The organism is Methylocystis echinoides (assembly GCF_040687965.1).
GTDB classification, from domain to species: Bacteria; Pseudomonadota; Alphaproteobacteria; order Rhizobiales; family Beijerinckiaceae; genus Methylocystis; species Methylocystis echinoides_A.
In genome coordinates, this window is record NZ_CP156084.1 from 1,311,432 (window position 1) to 1,332,233 (window position 20,802).

The 20,802-nt window shown below is 66.4% G+C and carries 21 protein-coding genes; 12 read left to right on the forward strand and 9 right to left on the reverse strand.

All coding sequences use genetic code 11. The annotated features are described in order from the left end of the window. Positions 1 to 24 precede the first annotated feature (24 nt). From RVU70_RS06310 to RVU70_RS06330, 5 genes are all read left to right on the forward strand, one after another. A complete protein-coding gene (locus RVU70_RS06310) occupies positions 25 to 870 on the forward strand; it encodes an alpha/beta hydrolase (RefSeq protein WP_363350230.1) in 846 nt (281 codons plus the stop codon). A 109-nt stretch (positions 871 to 979) separates the two neighbouring features. Further along, complete coding sequence (locus tag RVU70_RS06315; protein ID WP_363350231.1) at positions 980 to 2,209, forward strand: homoserine O-acetyltransferase; 1,230 nt, start codon at positions 980 to 982, stop codon at positions 2,207 to 2,209. Beyond that, a complete protein-coding gene (gene metW, locus RVU70_RS06320; protein ID WP_363350232.1) occupies positions 2,206 to 2,835 on the forward strand; it encodes a methionine biosynthesis protein MetW in 630 nt (209 codons plus the stop codon). The genes RVU70_RS06315 and metW overlap by 4 nt, the downstream gene beginning before the upstream one ends. Before the next feature lie 157 nt (positions 2,836 to 2,992). Continuing rightward, positions 2,993 to 3,847, forward strand: coding sequence for a Crp/Fnr family transcriptional regulator (locus tag RVU70_RS06325; protein WP_363350233.1), 855 nt, complete (start codon positions 2,993 to 2,995; stop codon positions 3,845 to 3,847). A gap of 115 nt (positions 3,848 to 3,962) precedes the next feature. Continuing rightward, positions 3,963 to 4,325 (forward strand): DUF1636 domain-containing protein, encoded by a 363-nt coding sequence (locus tag RVU70_RS06330; RefSeq protein WP_363350234.1) that lies wholly within the window; start codon positions 3,963 to 3,965, stop codon positions 4,323 to 4,325. 33 nt (positions 4,326 to 4,358) lie between these two features. On the opposite strand, the gene ppa is transcribed toward RVU70_RS06330, so the two are convergent. The 3 genes from ppa to RVU70_RS06345 all read right to left on the reverse strand — a co-directional run bounded on the left by ppa (position 4,359) and on the right by RVU70_RS06345 (position 6,492). Next, complete coding sequence (gene ppa, locus RVU70_RS06335) at positions 4,359 to 4,892, reverse strand: inorganic diphosphatase (RefSeq protein WP_363350235.1); 534 nt, start codon at positions 4,890 to 4,892, stop codon at positions 4,359 to 4,361. 205 nt (positions 4,893 to 5,097) lie between these two features. Beyond that, the gene (locus RVU70_RS06340) at positions 5,098 to 5,982 is read right to left on the reverse strand and encodes an anti-sigma factor (protein WP_363350236.1); all 885 of its coding nucleotides are present in this window, start codon (positions 5,980 to 5,982) and stop codon (positions 5,098 to 5,100) included. Positions 5,983 to 5,991: 9 nt separating this feature from the next. Next, entirely contained in the window at positions 5,992 to 6,492 is a 501-nt protein-coding gene (locus tag RVU70_RS06345) for a sigma factor-like helix-turn-helix DNA-binding protein (protein ID WP_363350237.1), read from the reverse strand. Positions 6,493 to 6,692: 200 nt separating this feature from the next. Here RVU70_RS06345 and fabI point away from each other — a divergent pair, with 200 nt between their 5' ends. Then, complete coding sequence (fabI, locus tag RVU70_RS06350; protein WP_363350238.1) at positions 6,693 to 7,550, forward strand: enoyl-ACP reductase FabI; 858 nt, start codon at positions 6,693 to 6,695, stop codon at positions 7,548 to 7,550. A gap of 113 nt (positions 7,551 to 7,663) precedes the next feature. Here fabI and RVU70_RS06355 read toward each other — a convergent pair whose 3' ends face one another. The 4 genes from RVU70_RS06355 to lspA form a co-directional block, all read right to left on the reverse strand. Beyond that, entirely contained in the window at positions 7,664 to 8,947 is a 1,284-nt protein-coding gene (locus tag RVU70_RS06355; protein ID WP_363350239.1) for a pitrilysin family protein, read from the reverse strand. 55 nt (positions 8,948 to 9,002) lie between these two features. Further along, the gene (locus tag RVU70_RS06360; RefSeq protein ID WP_363350240.1) at positions 9,003 to 10,343 is read right to left on the reverse strand and encodes a pitrilysin family protein; all 1,341 of its coding nucleotides are present in this window, start codon (positions 10,341 to 10,343) and stop codon (positions 9,003 to 9,005) included. Positions 10,344 to 10,426: 83 nt separating this feature from the next. Continuing rightward, positions 10,427 to 11,140 (reverse strand): hypothetical protein, encoded by a 714-nt coding sequence (locus RVU70_RS06365; protein WP_363350241.1) that lies wholly within the window; start codon positions 11,138 to 11,140, stop codon positions 10,427 to 10,429. Between the two features lie 100 nt (positions 11,141 to 11,240). Then, on the reverse strand, positions 11,241 to 11,756 hold the full coding sequence (gene lspA / locus RVU70_RS06370; protein WP_363350242.1) for a signal peptidase II: 516 nt from the start codon (positions 11,754 to 11,756) through the stop codon (positions 11,241 to 11,243). A 212-nt stretch (positions 11,757 to 11,968) separates the two neighbouring features. Here lspA and groES point away from each other — a divergent pair, with 212 nt between their 5' ends. The 6 genes from groES to RVU70_RS06400 all read left to right on the forward strand — a co-directional run bounded on the left by groES (position 11,969) and on the right by RVU70_RS06400 (position 17,457). Continuing rightward, entirely contained in the window at positions 11,969 to 12,256 is a 288-nt protein-coding gene (gene groES / locus RVU70_RS06375; RefSeq protein ID WP_363350243.1) for a co-chaperone GroES, read from the forward strand. Between the two features lie 49 nt (positions 12,257 to 12,305). Further along, positions 12,306 to 13,940, forward strand: a complete 1,635-nt coding sequence (gene groL / locus RVU70_RS06380; protein WP_363350244.1) for a chaperonin GroEL — start codon at positions 12,306 to 12,308, stop codon at positions 13,938 to 13,940. A gap of 277 nt (positions 13,941 to 14,217) precedes the next feature. Continuing rightward, the gene (locus tag RVU70_RS06385) at positions 14,218 to 14,358 is read left to right on the forward strand and encodes an aa3-type cytochrome c oxidase subunit IV (protein WP_363350245.1); all 141 of its coding nucleotides are present in this window, start codon (positions 14,218 to 14,220) and stop codon (positions 14,356 to 14,358) included. 80 nt (positions 14,359 to 14,438) lie between these two features. Beyond that, positions 14,439 to 15,572 carry a Re/Si-specific NAD(P)(+) transhydrogenase subunit alpha gene (locus RVU70_RS06390; protein WP_363350246.1) on the forward strand — a complete coding sequence of 378 codons (1,134 nt, stop codon included), beginning with the start codon at positions 14,439 to 14,441 and terminating at the stop codon, positions 15,570 to 15,572. Between the two features lie 32 nt (positions 15,573 to 15,604). After that, entirely contained in the window at positions 15,605 to 16,054 is a 450-nt protein-coding gene (locus RVU70_RS06395) for an NAD(P) transhydrogenase subunit alpha (protein WP_363350247.1), read from the forward strand. 5 nt (positions 16,055 to 16,059) lie between these two features. Continuing rightward, positions 16,060 to 17,457: an NAD(P)(+) transhydrogenase (Re/Si-specific) subunit beta gene (locus RVU70_RS06400; protein WP_363350248.1), complete on the forward strand. Its 1,398-nt coding sequence runs from the start codon at positions 16,060 to 16,062 to the stop codon at positions 17,455 to 17,457. Positions 17,458 to 17,740: 283 nt separating this feature from the next. Here the strand turns inward: RVU70_RS06400 and RVU70_RS06405 are convergent, their stop codons facing one another. Both RVU70_RS06405 and RVU70_RS06410 read right to left on the reverse strand, forming a co-directional pair. After that, complete coding sequence (locus tag RVU70_RS06405; protein ID WP_363350249.1) at positions 17,741 to 20,332, reverse strand: TonB-dependent receptor domain-containing protein; 2,592 nt, start codon at positions 20,330 to 20,332, stop codon at positions 17,741 to 17,743. Positions 20,333 to 20,409: 77 nt separating this feature from the next. Then, positions 20,410 to 20,778, reverse strand: a complete 369-nt coding sequence (locus tag RVU70_RS06410; RefSeq protein ID WP_363350250.1) for a hypothetical protein — start codon at positions 20,776 to 20,778, stop codon at positions 20,410 to 20,412. Positions 20,779 to 20,802 lie beyond the last annotated feature (24 nt).

Genomic DNA, 20,802 nt, shown 5'->3' on the forward strand with positions numbered 1-20,802 from the left:
CCACGGCGATCATCCGGGAAGCATATGAGTCACAGCGATTTAGAACTCGATTACGTCGACATTGAGAACCCTGGCGGCGGAGCCCCCTGGCGGATCGCGCGGCGCCTCCGCCCGCCCGCCCGAGGGGGCGACGGCGGACCGGGCCTCGTCTGGCTCGGCGGATTCGCCTCTGACATGGCGTCGACGAAAGCGGCCTATCTCGACGACTGGGCGCGGGCGCGGGGCCGCGGCTTTCTGCGGTTCGACTACTCTGGCCACGGGCTCTCCGGCGGAAAGTTCGAAGACGGCTGCATCGGCGACTGGCTCGCGCAGGCCGAAGGCGTTTTGCTGCGCTCGACAGCGGGCCCGCAGATCCTCATCGGCAGCTCCATGGGCGGCTGGCTCGCCTTGCTGCTCGCGAAGCGCCTCGCCGAACGGAGCGAGGAGCGGCGCCTTGCGGGGCTCATCCTGCTGGCCCCGGCGGTGGATTTCACCGAAGAATTGATGTGGAAAAACCTCGACGCCGCCGCGCAGCGCGACATCATGGAGAAAGGAGTCCTCCTGCGCGCCTCGCAATATTCGCCCGTCCCGACGCCGATCACCCGCCGGCTCATCGAAGAAGGGCGCCGCCATCTTCTGCTCGGCGGCATGATTCGCGCCCATGCGCGCGTGCATATTCTACAAGGCATGGCGGACCCCGACGTGCCCTGGCGCCACGCGCTGACGCTCGTCGAGCATCTTCCGGCCGATCCGGTGACGCTGACCTTCATCGCCGACGGGGACCACCGCCTTTCGCGCGAGGAGGACCTCGCGCAGCTTGGCGCCGCCGTCGAGGTGATGAGCGCGCCCCCGGCCGGAGAGCCGCCGCGCGACCTCTTTTCGGCCGGTTAGCCGCAGCGCCGTCCGTTAAGGAAGAGCGTGGATTTCGGGCCTTGACAGGCCCGGCTCGCGCCTCGATGTTGCCGAACAACGCGTTCGGCATATCGAACGAGAGGATATTTTGACTGAATCCGAGCAGGCTCAGCAGCAAAGCGCCGAGCCGCAGGCCGCGCCTGGCGGCGACAACGGCGGCGACCTCGTCGGCGCGGCGGCGGCCCGGACGAATGGCAAATCGGTCGTCTTTCCGGTCGAGCAGGCGCTCGTCACCGACGGCGGCGGCTGCATTGCGCCGCTGGCCATCGGCTATGAGACCTATGGCGCGCTCAACGCCGACAGAAGCAACGCCATTCTCCTGTGCCACGCGCTGACCGGCGACCAATATGCCGCCGGCGTCCACCCCGTCACCGGCAAGCCGGGCTGGTGGGAGGCGATGGTCGGCCCCGGCAAGCCCTTCGACACGGAGCGCTATTTCCTCATCTGCTCCAATGTCGTCGGCGGCTGCATGGGCACGACCGGGCCGAGCTCGGTCAATCCGGCGACCGGCCGGCCTTACGGCCTCGACTTTCCGGTCGTCACCATTCGCGACATGGTGCGCGCCCAGGCGATGCTGATCGACCATCTGGGGATCGAGACGCTGTTTTGCGTCGCCGGCGGCTCCATGGGCGGCATGCAGGTGCTGCAATGGGCGGCGAGCTATCCCGAGCGCGTCTTCGCCGCCATGCCCATCGCCACGGCGGCCAAACACACGGCGCAGAACATCGGCTTCAACGAAGTTGGACGGCAGGCGGTGATGGCCGATCCCGACTGGCGCGGCGGGCGCTATCTCGAACAGGGCGTGCGCCCCGAGAAGGGCCTCGCCGTCGCGCGCATGTCCGCGCACATCACTTATCTCTCCGAGGCCGCTCTGCAGCGCAAATTCGGCCGCAAGCTGCAGGACCGCTCGGCGCCCACTTTCTCTTTCGACGCCGATTTCCAGGTTGAGAATTATCTGCGCTACCAGGGCCTCGCCTTTGTCGAGCGCTTCGACGCCAATTCCTATCTCTTCGTGACGCGGGCCTGCGATTATTTCGATCTCGCGGCCGATTACGGCGGCTCGCTGGCGCAGGCGTTCAAGGATACGAAGACGCGCTTTTGCGTCGTCGCCTTTACTTCGGACTGGTTGTATCCCACGTCCGATTCGCGCGCGATCGTGCATGCGCTCAACGCCGGCGGCGCGTCGGTGTCCTTTGTCGAAATCGAGTCCGACAAGGGCCATGACGCCTTTCTCCTGCACGAGCCCGTTTTCATCGCGACGACCCGCGGCTTCCTCGAAGCGGCGGCCGCGGCGCGCGGCCTAAAGGGGCGCGCATGATCAGGATCGGACAACCGCGCCAAGATCACCTGCTCATCGTCGACATGGTCGAACAGGGCGCGCGCGTGCTCGACGTCGGCTGCGGCGACGGCGCGCTGTTGCAGCTCCTCGCACAACGCAAGAACGTCGACGGGCGCGGGGTCGAGCTCTCCCAGCGCGGCGTCAACGAATGCGTTGCGAAGGGGCTCTCCGTCATTCAAGGCGACGCCGACGCCGATCTCGCCGATTATCCGGACGACGGTTTCGATTACGTCATTCTCTCGCAGACGCTGCAGGCGACGCGGCGGCCGCGCGAGGCGTTGAGCAACATGTTGCGCATCGGCCGGCGCGCCATCGTCTCCTTTCCCAATTTCGGCTATTGGCGCGTGCGCGCGCAGCTCGCCTTCCGCGGCCGCATGCCGGTCACCGGCAATCTCTCCTACAGCTGGCACGACACGCCCAATATCCACCTGTGCACCATCCGCGATTTCGTCGAGCTCATCGACGAGCTCGGCGCCGGCATCGAGCGCGGCGTCGCGCTCGATCACGCCGGCGTGCCGATCCGCGTCCATGCGCCCTGGTGGGTCTGGAACCTGCTGGGCGAGCAGGGTGTTTTCCTCCTGGCCCGCGGCGCGCCCCCGCAATAGCTCGCGCCCGTCGAATTGGCGCGCAAACATGCGACGGTTTGTCCCGCGCCCTCGGCTTTCGCGCCGCTTTCATTCGCGTTAGCCTCAGCGAGTCGACCGGTCGAGCGCCATCGCCCTTGAGCTGGCGCCCCCGGCGGGAAAACAAGCTTTTATGCCAATGAGCCATCGCGACGACGTGCGCGAGAAGGGGGATGCGGGCGTGTCCACACAGACGAGCGACATCGCTTTGGGCCTCGCCGCCGATCGAAAAGGCCGGGCGGGCCGACGCAATGGGCGCATCGCCGTCGCCGAGCCTCCGGCGCTGCGCGATCTGCGCTTGTTTTCCCTCGTCGACGAGCCGACGCTCGCACGCCTTGCGCTCGAGGCGAAGGTCGAGACGTTCGACGAAGGCGGCGTCATTTTCCGCCAGGGCGATCCGGTCACCGCGGTCGTCGTCATTCTGCATGGTTTCGTGAAGGTGCTGCGGATCGCCTCCTGCGGCGACGAGACGTTGATCGGCATTCGCTCGAATGGCGAAACCGTGGGCGAACCGCCCATGAACCCCGGCGAGACCTGCCGCGTCTCGGCGGAGGCGATCGGGCCGACCTCGGTGCTCAAAATCCCCGCCGCCCGCTTCATGCGGCTGATGAAGGAGTCGCCCGCTCTCTTCGCCGCCGTCCTGCAGGACGGCAAGGACAAGATCGCCGCGCTCGTGACCGAGATCGAATCGCTCAAGGCGCAGAACGCCGATCAGCGGCTGGCCGGGTTCATCTTGTCGCTCTGTCCCCCGGGCGTCGAACAGTGCCGCTTTCGCCTTCCCTATGACAAGCGCCTGATTGCGGCGCGGCTCGGCGTTAAGCAGGAGACGCTGTCGCGCGCCTTCGCGAAGCTGCGCGACCATGGGGTGCGCACGGAGACGCGGGACATTCTCGTCGAAAGCGTGTCGCGCCTGGCTGGTCAGTTCGAGCAGCTCAGCCGGCAGACGCGGATGCCCTCCGAAAAACCCGACCCGCGCCGCGAGGATGCGGCCTGAGAAGCGCCCCGCCGTCGCGCGCCGCAGCAACGCTCAAGGCCGAGGCTAATAAGCGCTTGTCAATCCTGCGAAGCTGACCGAAAAGTCCTTCCCGCGAGTCGCGGGAGAATTGAGCGTGTCCAGCACGGATGTGAGAATTGTCGTCTGCGTGTCCTGCCGGGACGCGGGCGATCCCAATATCCAGCCCGGCGCCCGCTTTCTCGACGCCCTCCGCAAGAGACTGGCGGAGCGCAATCTGGCGATTCCGACCGAGGCCGTCGAATGTCTCGCCGTGTGCAAGCGGCCAGCGACCGTCGCCCTCGCAGCGCTTGGGAAATGGACCTATGTGATCGGCGATCTGAACCCGGAGACGAGCGTCGACGATCTGATCGAATCGGCCCTGCGCTTCGGCGAGAGCGAGAACGGCATCGTCGCCTGGAAAGATCGGCCGACGTGCTTCCGCAAGGGCGTCGTCTCGCGCACGCCGCCGCTCCCCTGAAGTCCGAGGCGCGGCGGCGTCGGCCTTCGCGGGTTACTTGGCGGCCTTGGCCCGCTCGATCGCCGCGGTGATCAGCCCGCGGGCGTCGGCGGCGTCGCCCCAGCCGGCGACCTTGGCCCATTTGCCCGGCTCGAGATCCTTGTAATGCACGAAGAAATGCTCGATGCGCCGCCAGGTCATCTCCTGAAGGTCGGTGTAATCGTGCACGTCATTGTAGCGCTGGGTCAGGCGCGAGGACGGGACTGCGACGATCTTCTCGTCGCCGCCGGCTTCGTCCGTCATGCGCAGAACGCCGATCGGCCGCACCGCGATGACGGCGCCGGGCGCGACGGGCCGCGTATTGGCGACGAGCACGTCGCAGGGGTCGCCGTCGTCGGAGAGCGTGTGCGGAATGAACCCGTAGTTCCCCGGATAACGCATCGCCGTGTAGAGGAAACGATCGACGAAGAGCGTGCCGGAGGCCTTGTCGAGCTCATATTTGATCGGCTCCCCGCCGAGCGGCACTTCGACCACGACATTGACTTCATGCGGGGGATTCGCGCCGATCGGAATGGCGTCGAGACGCATAATGTTAAGCTCCGGTTTCGAGAAGAGTCTTCAAAGGGCGCGCCGCGCGCTCGGCCACGCGTTGCGCGGGACCGGTTCCGTCGCGCTCCTTACGGACGCGCGCGTCTGGGACCGGCGCTCAGCGCGCCTCTTAGGGACTGGACGGGCGCGCAAAGTCAACCGTTTTTGCGCGGTTGCGTTCAGGTTTCGAAAGCCTTTCGGGCGGTCAAGGCGCGTCTGGCGCGGCGCTGACGGCGCGCGCCGCGCGCTCGCCCGCCGCCTGCATCTCTTCCGACGATAGCGGGCCGACGAGGACGAAAGCGAATCCCGCCGCCCGCCACTCGACCGCCGAGACGCCCTGCCCGGCGCGCGGCGCCTGCGGCGCATTCGCCGCCTCGGCGCGCTCGAAATAGAGACCGACCCGCGCGCCGTCCGCCCGCTCATAGATGAGCAGTCCGGCGGGGGCCGCGACGCCCGGCGCGACACGGCCGCCGATGAGTCGCAGGCCGAGGTCTGCGAGGTCCGGCGTAGAGGAGAAGCCGACGCGCTCCTGCAGCCAGGCCGCGAGCTCGCCGCGCCGGGAAATGTCGATTTCGACCGGGCGCGCGTCCGAGGCGTAAGTGGCGTAGGTCAGCCCCGCCCGTCCCGCATAGCTCTGCGTGAACGACGCGGCGACCGGCGGACGCGGCGTCTCGTGGCGGCCCACGAACACCAGCGCCGCCAGCCCGGCGACGGCGGCTCCGGTGAGCAGCGTCAGCAGCGTCGACAGCATCGCCTGCCGGCGTCGCTGGGCGCGTAAATCGTCCAGTCGCTGCGCAGGCCGCGACGCGCCGGGCCGACCCCAGTGGATGGCGCCGGTTTCGATGGGCCCCTGAGTCGACGCAGGCGCGCGCGACGCCGCGTCCTTGAGCGAGAGCGGCGGCGTCTCATGCGCGACGGGCTCGAAAGCTGCGCGCAGCGCGGCGTTCTGGCGCCGCCAGCCCTCCACGAGGGCCGCATGTTCCGGGTGCTGCAGCAGATGATCCTCGACCTTGCGCCGCCGTTCCGGATCAAGCTCGCCGTCGACGAGCGCGTGCAGGTCGCTTTCCTCGATAAAACCAGAGGACTTCAAGACTCGAGCCTATTTCACGACGCGGAGATGCGCCGCCGCCCGACGCGCGCCAGTGTCGACGCTGGGCGGGCGCAGGCCGTCTGCGGCGAGCGCGGCGCGGGCGCGCGTCAAGCGGGCGAGCAACGTCTCCCGCGGGGCGCCGACGATCCGCGCGGCGGCGTCGTAGCCGAAGCCTTCGAGCGCCACGAGCAGCAATGCGGCGCGATCGTCCAAGGAAAGCTCGGCAAGGCCCTGGACGATGGGCGGCTGGCGCGGCGCAGTCCGCGGCGCAGCGGCGAGGCGCTTCGTCGCCATGGCGGTCAGCGCGGCATAGGCCTCGACGCGCGCCTCGTCGAGATCAGCCGGCCGCAGCTCCCTGGCGCGGATTCTCGCGCCGACGCTCTGCAAGGCGCTCTGCACGAGTTCGTCGGAAAGCGCCTGGCCCGCGCCGGCGCAGAGCGCGCGCGCGTAGCGGCGCAATGCGGGGACGACCCCGCCAAGACCTTCGAGGATCCCGGCTTTCCTGGACATATCCGGCCCATTCAGAAGATGAGGGACCCGCCTTTAGTGGCGTTTCCTATGGAATGATAGGTCAAGCGACGGCAAATGGCCACAGGCTCGCGACCGCATTTTCATATACTGCCGCCCCCGGCGCCGCCCAGGGTTTCCTTTGGGCCAAATCCACGCTAAAGGGCGCGCGACCCGTTTTCGCTTGAGATATGGACGCCCCGATGACACAGCCCGCCGCGCCCGCCGCTCCTTTCGCCGGAATCCTCGCCGGAAAAAAGGGCCTGATTTTGGGCGTCGCCAATAATCGCTCGATCGCCTGGGGCATCGCCAAGGCCTGCGCCGACGCCGGGGCCGAGCTCGCTTTGACGTATCAGGTCGAGGCGCTCGAGAAGCGCGTGCGCCCGCTCGCCGCCGAACTCGGAGCCCATGTCGTCGGCCGTTGCGACGTCGCCGAGCCCGAGACGATCGACGCGATCTTCGCCGAGGTCGCGAAGCTTTGGGGCAAGGTGGATTTTGTCGTCCACTGCCTCGCTTATTCCGACAAGGATCAGCTCGACGGCCGCTACGTCGACACGACGCTCGACAATTTCCTGATGTCGATGAACATCTCCTGCTTCAGCTTCACGGCGATCGCGCAGCGCGCCGAAAAACTGATGCCGGAAGGCGGTTCGCTGCTCACCCTCACCTATTACGGCGCCGAGAAATGGATGCCGCATTACAATGTGATGGGCGTCGCCAAGGCGGGGCTCGAGGCCTCGGTGCGCTATCTCGCCGCCGACCTCGGCGAGAAGAACATCCGCGTCAACGCCATCTCGGCCGGCCCGATCAAGACCATGGCGGCCTCCGGCATCGGCGACTTCCGCTATATCCTGCGCTGGAACGAATATAACGCGCCGCTGCGCCGCGTCGTGACCATCGAGGAAGTCGGCGAGACCGCCGTCTATCTGCTCTCGCCGATGTCGCGCGGCGTCTCGGGCGAAATCCTGCATGTCGACGCCGGCTACCATGTGGTGGGCATGATGAACCCCGCCGCCGCGCCGAAGATGGCGGACCTGCTGGCGCTATTGCCGCAGAAATAAGGCGCTCTCGCCTCAGTCACGCCCGCGCTTGTCGCGGGCGTCCAAGGCGCGTCCGCGCGCGACGGCGGGTCATGACGAGGGACCCCCCGGGTTAGCCGCCCACAAGCGGGGCGTCACACCCCCTCGGGCCGCCCGACCATCGTCACCAAGAGCTTGCCGTCGCCCAAGAGCTTCTTCGCCGCGCGCTTGGCGTCCTCCAGACCCACGGCGGCGATCTTGCCGTTTCTTTCGTCGAGATAGCTCGGCTCGAAACCGTCCATCTGCAGATGGACGAGCTGGCTTGCGATCTTCGTCGAGGTGTCGAAGCGTAGCGCATAGGAGCCGATGAGGAATTTCTTCGCCTTGTCGAGCTCGTCCTCGGTCGGGCCCTCCTCGGCGTAGCGGCGCACTTCCTCTTCGATCACGCGCAGCGCTTCGCCGGCGCGCTCGTTCTTGGTGGCGGCGGCGCCGATCAGCATCGGGCACTGGTCGTATTCGTTGAGCTGCGCATAGACGCTGTAGGCCATGCCGCGTTTCTCGCGCACTTCTCTGAACAGCCGCGCCGTGAAGGAGCCGCCGCCGAAGATGTGGTTCGCGACGACGACCGCAAAATAGTCCGGATCGCGCTTGGTGACGCCGGTGCGGCCAAAGCGGATCGTCGTCTGCGGGATGTCGAGATTGACGATATGGCGCGCGCCCGCGCCGGCGACGATCGTCGGCGCAACCTCGATCAGATCATTGGCCATGGCGAAGGCGCCGAAGGTCGAATCGAGCCGATCGGAAAGCGTCTGCGCGTCGATCGCGCCGACGACGGCGATCTTCAGATCCTTGCGCGCGAACAGCCGCTCGCGCAGCGCCAGGAGATCGGCGCGCGACAGCGTGTCGATCGAGGACAGCTCGCCGCGCACCGGGCGCCCGTAGGGGTGGCCGGGGAAGGCCGCCTCGCGGAAGGCCTTCGCCGCCATGGCGTCGGGATCATTGGCGTCGCGCTTCAGTTCGGCCACGAGCTGGCTGCGCACCCGCGCGACGTCGGGCTCGGCGAGATGCGCGTCGATCAGCGCGAGCTTCAACAATTCGAACGCCTTGTCGGCGTTCTTCGACAAGGTCTGCAAATGGCCGGAAATCGAGTCGCGGTCCGCCCCGAAACCCAGGTGAATGGCGAGTTCGTCGATGGCGCGGTGGAAGCCGCGCGCGTCATAGGGGCCCGCGCCTTCGTCGAGCAGGGAAGCGAGCAGCGTCGCGAGGCCGGGCTTGTCGGCCGGGTCCTGCGCTGCGCCGCCGCGCAGGGAAAACTCCAGCGCGACCAGCGGCACGGCGTAGCTTTCGACGAGCCAGGCGGTTATCCCGCCGGGGGTGACGACCTTCTGCACATGCTCGGCGCGGGAGGCCATGGTGACGGCGGGGGCGTGGGCGGTCATGGAGCGATCCTGAAAAGAGTCGGGCCGGCGCGCTCGCCAGCCCGTCGATGAAGCGTCAGGCGTCGATGTCGGCCGGCAACAGGAAGCCGGTCACGGCGCGGCGCTTGTCGAGCCATTTGCGCGCCGCGGCGGTCACGTCCCCGGCCGTCACCGCCTCCATGCGCGCCGGCCAGGCCGCCACATCTTCAATCGTAAGGCCGGTCGCGAGCGCCTCGCCATACCAGCGGGCGAGCGAGGCCTGGCTGTCCTGCGCGTAAATGGCGTCGGCGACGAGCCGCGTCTTGGCGCGCTGCAAATGCGCGTCGTCGATCGGCTCGTCGATGAAGCGCTTGACGACGCGGTCGATCGCCGCGTCGAGCTCCTCGAGCGAGACGCCCGGCGCCGGGGTCGCATAGACCCACAGCCGCGTGTCGTCGACGGCCGAGCCCAGATAATAGGCCCCCGCGCCCACCGCGTATTTCTCCTCGACCACCAGCGTCTCATAGAGCGCGCTGGTCGCGCCGCCGCCGAGCATATGGGCGAGCGTCTCGAGCGCCTCAGCCTCGCCGGAGGCGGCCGTCTTGTAGGAAGGGACGAGGAAGACGCGCTCATGCGCCGGCTGCTCCACTTTCTCGTCGGAAAGCGAAACGAGACGATGGGCGCGATGTGGCGGCTCCTGGGTGCGCCGGCGCTGCGGCGGTTCGGCGCGGGCCGGTATCTTGCCGTAGGTCTCGCGGGCGAGGCGCGCGACCTCCTCGGCCTCAATGTCGCCGGCGACGATGAGGATGGCGTTCTCGGGCGTATAGAAGCGATTGTAATAGAACAGCGCGTCTTCGCGGTTCAGGTCCTCGATCTCATGGTTCCAGCCGATGATCGGCGTGCCATAGGGATGGTGGGCGTAAAGCGCGGCCTGAACGGCCTCGTCGAGCTGTGCGGCGGGATCGTTGTCGGTGCGCATGCGGCGCTCCTCCAGCACCACGTCGCGCTCCGGCGTGACGACCTCGTCGGTCAACACGAGGTTGATCATGCGATCCGCCTCGAACTGCATCAGCGTGCCGAGGTGCTCCTTGCCGATCCGCTGGAAATAGGCCGTGTAATCGTAGCTCGTGAAGGCGTTCTCCTGGCCGCCGAGCTCGGCCACGAGATTGGAGAATTCGCCCTGCGGATGGTTCTTGGTGCCCTTGAACATCAGATGTTCGAGGAAATGCGCGATGCCCGATTTGCCGATCGGATCGTCGGCGGAGCCGTTCTTGTACCAGATCATATGGGTGACGACGGGCGTGCGGTTGTCGGGGATGACCACGACCTCGAGACCGTTGTCGAGCTTGAAGTGCGAAATTTCCGCGCCGGCATGCGCCGAGCCGCCGGCCGCGCCCGGGGTGAGCGAGACGGTCGGCGGCAAAGGTGAAGACGACATCGACGAGCCTTTCTAGCGGCGCCCCGGCCGCCCGAAACGATAAACTTCGTCTCTATATAGGCCCAAATCCGCGCCGCCGAAACTCAATCCTTGTCGGGGTCCTTCTGGACGAAACGTGGCCAGCGGAACCAGGATTCCGACCCGCCGCTCGACGGCTTGGCCTGCTGAGCAGGCGTCGCCGCGCCCGGCTGCGCCACCGGGTCTTTGTCGTCCTTGTTGCCGAGATAGCCGAGCGGGTTCCACCAGCTCGATTTCTTGGCCTCGGAATCCGGAACCTTGCTGAGGTCCATGGAAGGCCGGCGATAGCCCGTCGGGGGTTCCGTCAGCATGCGGCGGCTCGGCTCTTCGGAAGAAAGGGCGACGTCGGCGCGCTTGTTCAACAATACGCGCTGGAAGAAGCCGGGCTCGTCGTCCGTGCCGGGCGCCGCGTCGGGCCGCGGGCCGCGGACGCGTTCGAGAAGACCGGGCTTCTTCTCCGGCGGCGGGGCGTTCGGCACGCGCGCGTAGCGATCCGTGGACCGGTTCCGGTTGGTCGTCGTGTCGGTGGGCCAACCCTCGGGGCGATCCGCCCGGTCGCGCGGCGCCGGCAATTCGCCGATCTTCGGCGGCAGCACGAGCTTCGGCCGCTCGCGGTAATCAATCGACGCGGCGGAGGGGTCGGATGAATAGCCGAAAAGCTCCATGACCGCGCCAACGGTGGATTTGTCGTCGGCGGCATGCGCCGCCCCGCCGCAGACCGCGACGAGGCCCGCCAGGGCGAAAGCAGCGCGGCGCGGGAACCGAGCGAGCTTCATCATTTGAACTCCTTGGCAAAACGAAAACATGGGCGCGCCCTCGCCGGGCGGCGTCAAAGGCCCAACATGCGCGTCCTTTGGTGGCGATTTAGTGGCGAAAGCTTCAGGCCGCGCTTTCGGCCGGCGGCGGCGGCGGAAACAGGGTCTCGAACAGCAGCAGCGCCACGCCCGCGGTGATCGCGACGTCGGCGACGTTGAAGACGTAATTGGCCAGCGGCCCGACCGGCAGGGTCGTATGCAGATAGAAGAAATCCGCCACGGCGCCGCGCGCGATCCGGTCGAGCGCGTTTCCCACGGCGCCGCCGACGACAAGACCGAGCGCGATTGCGGTGAGGCGGCTCTGCGCGCGCCACATCCACGACAACAGAAACGCGACGATCATCGCCTGCCCCGAAAGGAGCAGCGCCCGGCCTGCGCCCTCATGGGCGGGAAAAAGCGAATAGGAGACACCGTAGTTCCAGGACAGCACCAAATCGAGAAAGGGCGCGACCGTCACCGGCTGGCGGCCCTCGATGCCGAAGACATGGAGCATCCAGAACTTATGGGCCTGATCGAGCAGAGCGGCGGCGCAAACGGCGGCGAGGCCGAGCGCGCGGGGGGAGGCGGATAAGGACGGCAACGACTCGTTCTCTGACTGAGGCGACGGCGAGCCATTTTAATGGACCCGCTCCGGCGCGGCTAGCGGCGACGCGACAAACCTTGACATCGCCGGCCGCCCGACATATTTCCGAGCCGCTGTTGGCACTCGTCGTAAGAGAGTGCCAACAATTTCGCTTATGGCTTGCGGCGGGCGGCATTTTCGTCCGGCGCGCAAAAAAGGAAGACTTAACAATGGCGTTTCGTCCCCTGCACGACCGGGTCGTGGTCAAGCGTCTCGAAGGCGAGGAAAAGACCAAGGGCGGCATCATCATCCCCGACACCGCCAAGGAAAAGCCCCAAGAGGGCAAGGTGATCGCGGTGGGTCCCGGCGGCCGCGACGAGAGCGGCAAGCTCACCCCCCTCGACGTGAAGGCCGGCGACCGCGTCCTGTTCGGCAAGTGGTCCGGCACCGAGGTCAAGATCGACGGCGAAGATCTGTTGATCATGAAGGAAAGCGACATCCTGGGCATCGTCGACTAACTCGACCCGACCCTCAAACGCTTCCCTCAACCCATTCCAGGAGTTTCACATGGCTGCCAAAGACGTCCGTTTCTCCACCGACGCGCGCGACCGCATTCTGCGCGGCGTCGACATCCTCGCCAACGCCGTCAAGGTCACGCTGGGCCCCAAGGGCCGCAACGTCGTGATCGAGAAGAGCTTCGGCGCGCCCCGCATCACCAAGGACGGCGTGACCGTCGCCAAGGAGATCGAGCTTTCCGACAAGTTCGAGAACCTCGGCGCCCAGCTCGTCCGCGAAGTCGCCTCCAAGCAGAATGACCTGGCCGGCGACGGCACCACCACCGCCACCGTTCTCGCCGCCGCGATCGCCCGCGAAGGCGCCAAGGCCGTGGCCGCCGGCCTCAATCCGATGGATCTGAAGCGCGGCGTCGATCTCGCCGTCGACGCCATCGTCGCCGACCTCAAGGCGCATTCGAAGAAGGTCACCTCCAACGACGAGATCGCCCAGGTCGGCACCATCTCGGCGAATGGCGACACCTTCATCGGCGAAGAGATCGCCAAGGCGATGCAGAAGGTCGGCAATGAGGGCGTGATCACGGTCGAGGAGGCCAAGAGCCTCGAGACCGAGACCGACATCGTCGAGGGCATGCAGTTCGATCGCGGCTATCTGTCGCCCTACTTCATCACCAACGCCGAGAAGATGATCGCCGAGCTCGACGACGCGTATCTTCTCATCCACGAGAAGAAGCTGTCGACGCTGCAGCCGCTGCTGCCGATCCTCGAGGCCGTCGTCCAGACCGGCAAGCCGCTCGTCATCGTCGCCGAGGACATCGAGGGCGAGGCGCTCGCCACCCTCGTCGTCAACAAGCTGCGCGGCGGCCTGAAGATCGCGGCCGTGAAGGCGCCGGGCTTCGGCGACCGCCGCAAGGCCATGCTCGAAGACATCGCCATCCTCACCGGCGGCCAGATGATCGCCGAGGACCTCGGCATCAAGCTCGAGAACGTGACGCTCCCCATGCTCGGCCGCGCCAAGCGCGTGCGCATCGAGAAGGAGAACACCACGATCATCGACGGCGCCGGCGACAAGAAGGACATCGAGGCCCGCATCTCCCAGATCAAGGGCCAGATCGAGGAGACGACGTCCGACTACGACCGTGAGAAGCTCCAGGAGCGTCTCGCCAAGCTCGCGGGCGGCGTCGCGGTGATCCGCGTCGGCGGCGCGACCGAAGTCGAGGTGAAGGAAAAGAAGGACCGCGTCGACGACGCTCTCAACGCCACCCGCGCGGCCGTTGAAGAAGGCGTCTCGCCCGGCGGCGGCGTCGCGCTGCTGCGCGCCATCAAGGCGCTCGACGGCGTCAAGGTCGGCAACTCCGACCAGCAGACCGGCGTCGAGATCGTCCGCAAGGCGATCCAGGCTCCGGCCCGTCAGATCGTCGACAACGCCGGCGGCGACGGCGCGGTCGTTGTGGGCAAGCTGCTCGAGGCCGCGGACTACGGCTTCGGCTTCGACGCTCAGAAGGGCGAGTTCGGCGATCTGATCAAGCTCGGCATCATCGACCCGACCAAGGTCGTGCGCACCGCGCTCCAGGACGCCGCGTCGATCGCCGGCCTGATCATCACCACCGAGGCGACGATCACCGAACAGCCGAAGAAGGAAACCGCGCCGGCCATGCCGGGCGGCGGCATGGGCGGCATGGACTTCTAAGTCCCGCCTGCCTGAAAAGCGTTCGAAAGCCCCGGGGAAGCCCGGGGCTTTTTTTGTCGCCCAACCGAAAAATGCGTGGCGCCTGCGAAAAGAGCCCATCCGAGAATCTTCCCCGCACGCGGCTTTCTCCTGTCTTTGCGGGCGTTGCGGACGCTGTGCGGGAGCGACGAAAGCGCGCGCCATCGGGTCATTGCGGGACCGGCGCCGCTCGGCTACCATCGCCACAGGCGCGGCGGTCCTGTTCGCGCTTCTAAAACCACGATCGGGAGAGATTGAGATGGCGAGCAATCGCGCGTCGACGGACGCGGACTGGGCCGAACACATGAAAACCTATAACGGCTTCCTCTGGCTGCTGAAATTTTCCGCAGCGGCCTCGGCGGTAACACTGGTCGCCCTCTTCTTCCTCTTCGCGCGATAAACGCGCAACGCCCCTCACGCCTAGCCGTCAGGGGCCACCATGACGGCGACGGTTTTCGCTTTTGAAAATCGGAGTTCGTCATGCGCATTGCCGTATTGGCCGAAACGGACACAGCCGAGCCGCGCGTCGCGGCGACGCCAGAAACCATCAAGAAATTCATCAGTCTCGGCGCGGAGGTCGCGGTTCAGTCCGGCGCCGGCGCCGGGGCTGGGGTTTCGGATGAAGACTACGCCGCCGCCGGCGCGACACTTGCGCCCAACGCGGCCGCCGCGCTCGCGGGCGCCGATATTTTGCTGCGCGTGCGGCGCCCCGCCGCCGCCGAACTCGCAGGCGCCAAGCAAAATCTCGCGGTCATCTGCATCCTCGACCCGTTCGGAAACGAGGCCGCGCTCGCGGATCTCGCCCGCGCCGGGGCCATCGCCTTCGCCATGGAGTTCATGCCGCGCATCACCCGCGCGCAATCCATGGACGTCCTCTCGTCTCAGGCGAATCTCGCCGGCTATCGCGCGGTGATCGACGCGGCGGCGGAATACGGCCGTTCTTTCCCCATGATGATGACGGCGGCCGGCACCGTGCCCGCCGCCAAGGTCTTCATCATGGGCGTCGGCGTCGCGGGCCTGCAGGCCATCGCCACGGCGCGCCGCCTCGGCGCGATCGTCACCGCGACGGACGTGCGCCCGGCGACGAAGGAGCAGGTCGAATCGCTCGGCGCCAAATTCCTCGCGGTCGAGAACGAAGAGTTCCAGCAGGCGCAGACCGCCGGCGGCTACGCCAAGGAGATGTCCAAGGAATATCAGGCGGCGCAGGCGGAACTGACCGCGAGCCACATCGCCAAGCAGGATGTCGTCATCACCACGGCGCTCATACCCGGACGTCCGGCCCCTCGGCTCATCTCGGCCGCCATGGTGCGCTCGATGCGGCCGGGGTCGGTCATCATCGACCTTGCGGCGGAGCGCGGCGGCAATTGCGAGCTTACGCGCCCGGGCGAGACCGCGGTCGAAAACGGCGTGAAGATCGTCGGCGCGCTCAATCTGCCCGGCCGAATGGCGCCGACCGCGTCGAGCCTCTACGCGCGAAACCTCCTCGCCTTCGTCGAGACGCTCGTCTCCAAGGAGACGAAGCAGCTTGCAATCAATTGGGACGACGAGCTCGTGAAAGCGACCGCGCTCACGCGCGACGGCGTCGTCATCGACGAACGTTTCAAAAAGGCCTGACCCCAACAACTTCTTAAAGAGGGCGTCGAACCATGACCGACTCTACGCAGCAATTGCTTGACAAGGCGCGGGCCGCGGCGGAAGCCGCCCGTCAGCTCGCGGATCAGGCCCAGCATTATTCCGATGAACTCGCGCAGACGGCGGCGGCCGCCGCTTCGCACGGATTGGGCGGCGGGGCGATCGACCCGGTCGTCTTTCGCCTTGCTATTTTCGCGCTCGCCGTCTTCGTCGGCTATTACGTCGTCTGGTCGGTGACGCCGGCGCTGCACACGCCGCTGATGTCGGTGACCAACGCCATTTCCTCCGTCATCGTCGTCGGCGCGCTTCTCTCGGTCGGCGTCGACGCGTCGAGCGCCTCCGACAGCGGCTCGGATTGGGCGCGCTGGCTCGGCTTCATCGCGCTCATTCTCGCCTGCGTGAACATATTCGGCGGCTTCCTCGTCACCGAACGCATGCTCGCCATGTATAAAAAGAAGGGCTGACCGGCATGAGCGCGAATATCGCAGCCCTTCTCTATCTCGTCGCCGGCGTGCTGTTCATCCTCGCGCTGCGCGGCCTCTCCTCGCCCGCGACGTCCCGAGAGGGCAATCGCTACGGCATGATCGGCATGGCCGTCGCCGTGGCCACGACGCTGCTCCTGCATCTGCCGCCGCTCTTCGGCCTCGTGCTGATCCTGATCGGGGCGGGGGCGGGCGGCGGGCTCGGCGCCTATGTGGCGCAGCGCGTGCCGATGACGGCGATGCCGGAACTCGTCGCCTTCTTCCATTCGCTCGTCGGCCTCGCCGCCGTGCTGGTGGCGGGCAGCGCCTTTTTCGCGCCGCAGGCCTTCGGCATTGGCGCGCCGGGCCATATCGAGGGCGGCAGCCTCTTCGAAATGTCGCTCGGCGCGGCGATCGGCGCGATCACCTTTACCGGATCGATCATCGCCTTTCTCAAGCTCTCCGAGCGCATGAGCGGCAAGCCGATCCTGCTGCCCGAGCGCCACACGATCAACATCATGCTCGGCGTTGGCCTCGTGGCGCTGATCCTGTTGTTCGTGACCACGGAATCCGGCCTCTGGCTCCTGGCGCTGATCCTCGTCTCCTTCGTGCTCGGCGTAACGCTCATCATTCCGATCGGCGGCGCCGACATGCCGGTCGTCGTCTCCATGCTCAACTCCTATTCGGGCTGGGCGGCGGCGGGCATCGGCTTCACATTGGGCAACCTCGCGCTCATCATTACCGGCGCGCTGGTCGGCTCCTCGGGCGCAATCCTCTCCTACATCATGTGCAAGGGGATGAACCGCAGCTTCATCTCGGTGATCCTCGGCGGCTTCGGCGGCGAGACGGTGGTCGGCGGCGGGGCCAAGGAGACGCGCAACGTCAAGCAGGGCTCGGCGGAGGACGCCGCCTATATCATGCAGAACGCCGGCAAGATCATCATCGTGCCGGGGTACGGCATGGCGGTGGCGCAAGCCCAGCATGCCCTGCGGGAAATGGCGGACCTGCTCAAGAAGGAAGGCGTCGAGGTCAGCTACGCGATCCATCCGGTCGCTGGCCGCATGCCGGGCCATATGAACGTGCTGCTCGCCGAAGCCAATGTGCCCTATGACGAGGTCTTCGAGCTCGAGGACATCAATTCGGAATTCGGCCAGGCGGACGTGGCTTTCGTCATCGGCGCCAATGACGTCACCAACCCGGCGGCGAAGACCGACAAGTCCTCGGCGATTTACGGCATGCCGATCCTCGACGTCGAAAGGGCGAAGACGGTCCTCTTTCTCAAGCGCGGCATGGGCTCGGGCTATGCGGGCGTGGAGAACGAGCTCTTCTTCCGCCCCAATACGATGATGCTGTTCGGCGACGCCAAGAAGACCGTCGAGGCGATCGTGAAATCGCTGTCGCACTGACGGAAGCGTCGCGCAATAAAGGGCCCGGGCGTTTTCGCCCGGGCCCAAAATTGCGAGGCGGCCTCGTCCTTCGAGACGCGCGCCTCGCGCGCTCCTCAGGATGAGGCCTAAGGTAAGGGTCTCGACCCTGGAGAAAAAAGCCCCTCATGCTGAGGAGCCGCCAAAGGCGGCGTCTCGAAGCATGAGGAGGCCTGCGCAGCCGGCGTCTCGAAGCATGCGGGGGGCAGCCCGCACCGACTCGTCAGAAAGCCCGGGAGCGTGCTCCCGGGCTTTTTTCGTTAGATCAATTCCAGTTGAAGGCCACCGGCTGGAACCAGGTCGAGACGTCCGGCAGGCCACCCTCGTCGCCGGTGAAGAAAATGCCCGGCGCGCCTTTCTTATCCCGCCCGAACTCATATTTCGCGGCGAAATAATAGGTCCGCTGCGGGAACGGGTGGAACAGGAAGTATTTGTAGTTGTTGACGTTGTCGATGCCGAAGTCGAAGGAGAACCGATCGCTCCACTTGTAGTTGATCTTGGTGTCGACGACGAAGAAGGGATCGAAGGCGAAGTAGATCCCATAGGCGCGGTCATTGTTCGCCATGGTGCGCCACAGCTTGCTCTGATAGCGCCCGGCGACCGTAAAGGACCAGCGGTCGTCCGGCCGATAGGTGATCGCCAGCGTCCCGCGCCAGTTCGGCACGTTCGGCACATTCTTGCCCGCCACCGAGGTCGCCCAGGGAATTTCGGCGTTGGCGGCGCTCGGGATCCAGGTCGGATTGGCGATGATGCGCGAGTTGAGCCAGGTCGCGCTGCCGAGCACCTCCAGCCCCCTTAGAAGAACATTGTCTTTCTGAAACGCGACTTCGACGCCGCTGTTGCGAATGCGCTGCACATTCGTCGGCGTCGAAGCGGTGATCGCCGTTCCGGGGACGACGGTCACCTGGCTGATGATCGCGTCGCGCACCTGCTCGTCGAAGAAAGACACGCGCGCGGTGCCGTCCGGCCCGATCCTGCGCTCGATCGCGAGCTCGGAGCTGATCGCATTCTCGGGGCGCAGATTGGGATTGGGATTGGTCACCTGTCCCGTGTTGGTGATGGTCGCCAGATTATAGAGTTCGCGCACGGTCGGGAAGCGATTGGCCATGCCGATCGAGCCCCGAACGGTCCAGTGATCGTCGTAGAAATATTCGAGCGAGCCCTTGGGCGAGAAGCGCGTGCTGTATTGGTTGGGCTGATAGATCGGCAGCCTGGTGCTGAGCGCGCCGGTAAGATTTGTGCCGAAAGCGTTGATGTTGGCCGACTGATTATAGCCGTTCGACGCCTGCCACACTTCGCCGCGGATGCCGGCCGTGAACTTGAGATCCTCGCGCAGCTTGATGGCGTCCTGCGCCCACAGCGCCTGCGTGCGGGTGGTGCCCTGCGCGATGGAGGCGGCGGTCCCCGTATTGGCGCCGAGCCCCGACGCCCAGTTGGAGGTCAGCCAGACCGGGTTGTTGAGGTGGAACTGGTCGCCGTGCACGCCGAAGCTGATGTCGTGGCCCTGGAGCGGACCTTCCGGCGGACGGGCGATGCCCTTGGCGTCGAAGAGCGTCCAATAGGTGCCCGTAAACACTGAGTCGCGGCCGTTGAGCGTAAAGCCGGCCGGCGGCGTCGCCGAGAAGGGCGAGACCTGATCGGACTGAAGATAAGTGAAATTCGACGCCGAAACCTCGAAGTCGAACGGACCGCCGCTGTTCGATCTGACCGCGGCGGCGTTCACCATGATCTTCTCCTGCACCCGGTAATAGGCGCTCGCGAAGTTCTGCAGCGCCGCCGTGCCCAGGAAGCTGGACGTCGGGCCCCAATTGGCGCCGTAGCCGGGAACGAGATAGTTCTCCGGATAGGACGTGCCGTCGTTGGACCAGAAGGCGAAAGTGTAGGTGCCGCGGATCGTGTTGGTGAAGTCGTAGGCGAGTTTGAGTTTGGCGTTGACCTGATCGTTGTTGAGATTGCCGCCCGAGCCGAGGACGTTGGCGAAGGTCGTGCCGTAGACGTTGCTCATGATGTACGAGCCGGGGATCAGCGCCGGCGTCGTCGTATAGGTGAGCGGCTGCTGCGAGCCGCGCTGCCAGTTGCCGGAGATCGTGTAGGAGAAGTCGCCGATCTTGTTGCCGACGAACATGCTCGTCACATTATTGACGAGGGTCTTGTTCGTGCCCCACAGGTGGAAATCCTGGATCGCCACCGTGTCTTTCACCGAGACTTCGAGCTTCTCCGGCATGCGCGTCGTGATTTTCAGCACGCCGCCGATGGAGTTGCCCGGATATTGCGCCGCGAAGGGTCCGTAGAGGAAGTCGACGCGCTCGATTTCTTCCGGCGCGACGAGGCCCCAGCGCGGGGCGCCGATGGTGTTATCGTTGCCGATCAACGCGGTAAGCAGGAGATCATCGGCGTAAACCAGGCTGCGGGCCGAGGAGCCGACGCCCCAGGTGCGGGTCTGCAGCACCGCCTGCGTGTCGCCGACATTGCGTTTGCGCACGAACAGGCTGGGCATGTACCGAACCGCGTCTTCGGTGTCGACGATATTGATCTTCCGCTCGATCTGCTGGCGCGTGACGCTCGCGACCGTATTGGGAAGCTGCCATTTCTCGACGAAGGCCGGCCTCCCGTCGGGAAGCGTCGGCGACCAGCGCGAGACGACGGGCGAGGGCGCGACCGGGACCGCGGGCCCCGGGCTCACGCCGGGCTGCGCGACGGCCGGGCCGGCGGGGCGCGCCGGGCCGCGGTTGACCGCGGCGCGGCGCTGGCCGCCGACGTCGATCGTCGGAAGATTGTGGGTCGCCATGGCTGGCGACAGGACGACGAGAGACAATGCGCCGGCGGAGACGCCGCGCAACAGAAAATAACGGGACATTTTGTTCGAGTCCTTCCGCGGGCGCCGAACGGGGCGGCGCGTCTGATTTGGCGCTTGGCCTTGATTTTTCGCTGGAATCAGACTGCGGAAGGCGGCGCGCGGGCAGGCGCATTCAGATTAATGGCGGAACGGGGCGCGGGAGCGTCGCGCTCGACGAAAGCGACGCGCAGGTAAAAGCGGAGCGCCTGCGCCAGGAAATAGGGCGGCTCGCCACTAATGACGCTGAAGCCGAGCTGACAGAGCGAACAGCTTGCGTGGTCAGCGCCCAACGGCGCCTGCGCCGGGGCGCCCTTGACGTCTGCGGGAGCCGAAGCCTGCGCGGCGACAATCTGGCGATGGCAGAAGACAAAGCCGTCACGCGCCGCCGCGGCGCCCGCGAAGGACGCGCCGAGCTGTGTCAGCAAAGCGACACAGACAATCAGCGATGCGAGTAGCCTCTTGCGCATTCGTCGTCCGGTTGAGACCCCGTC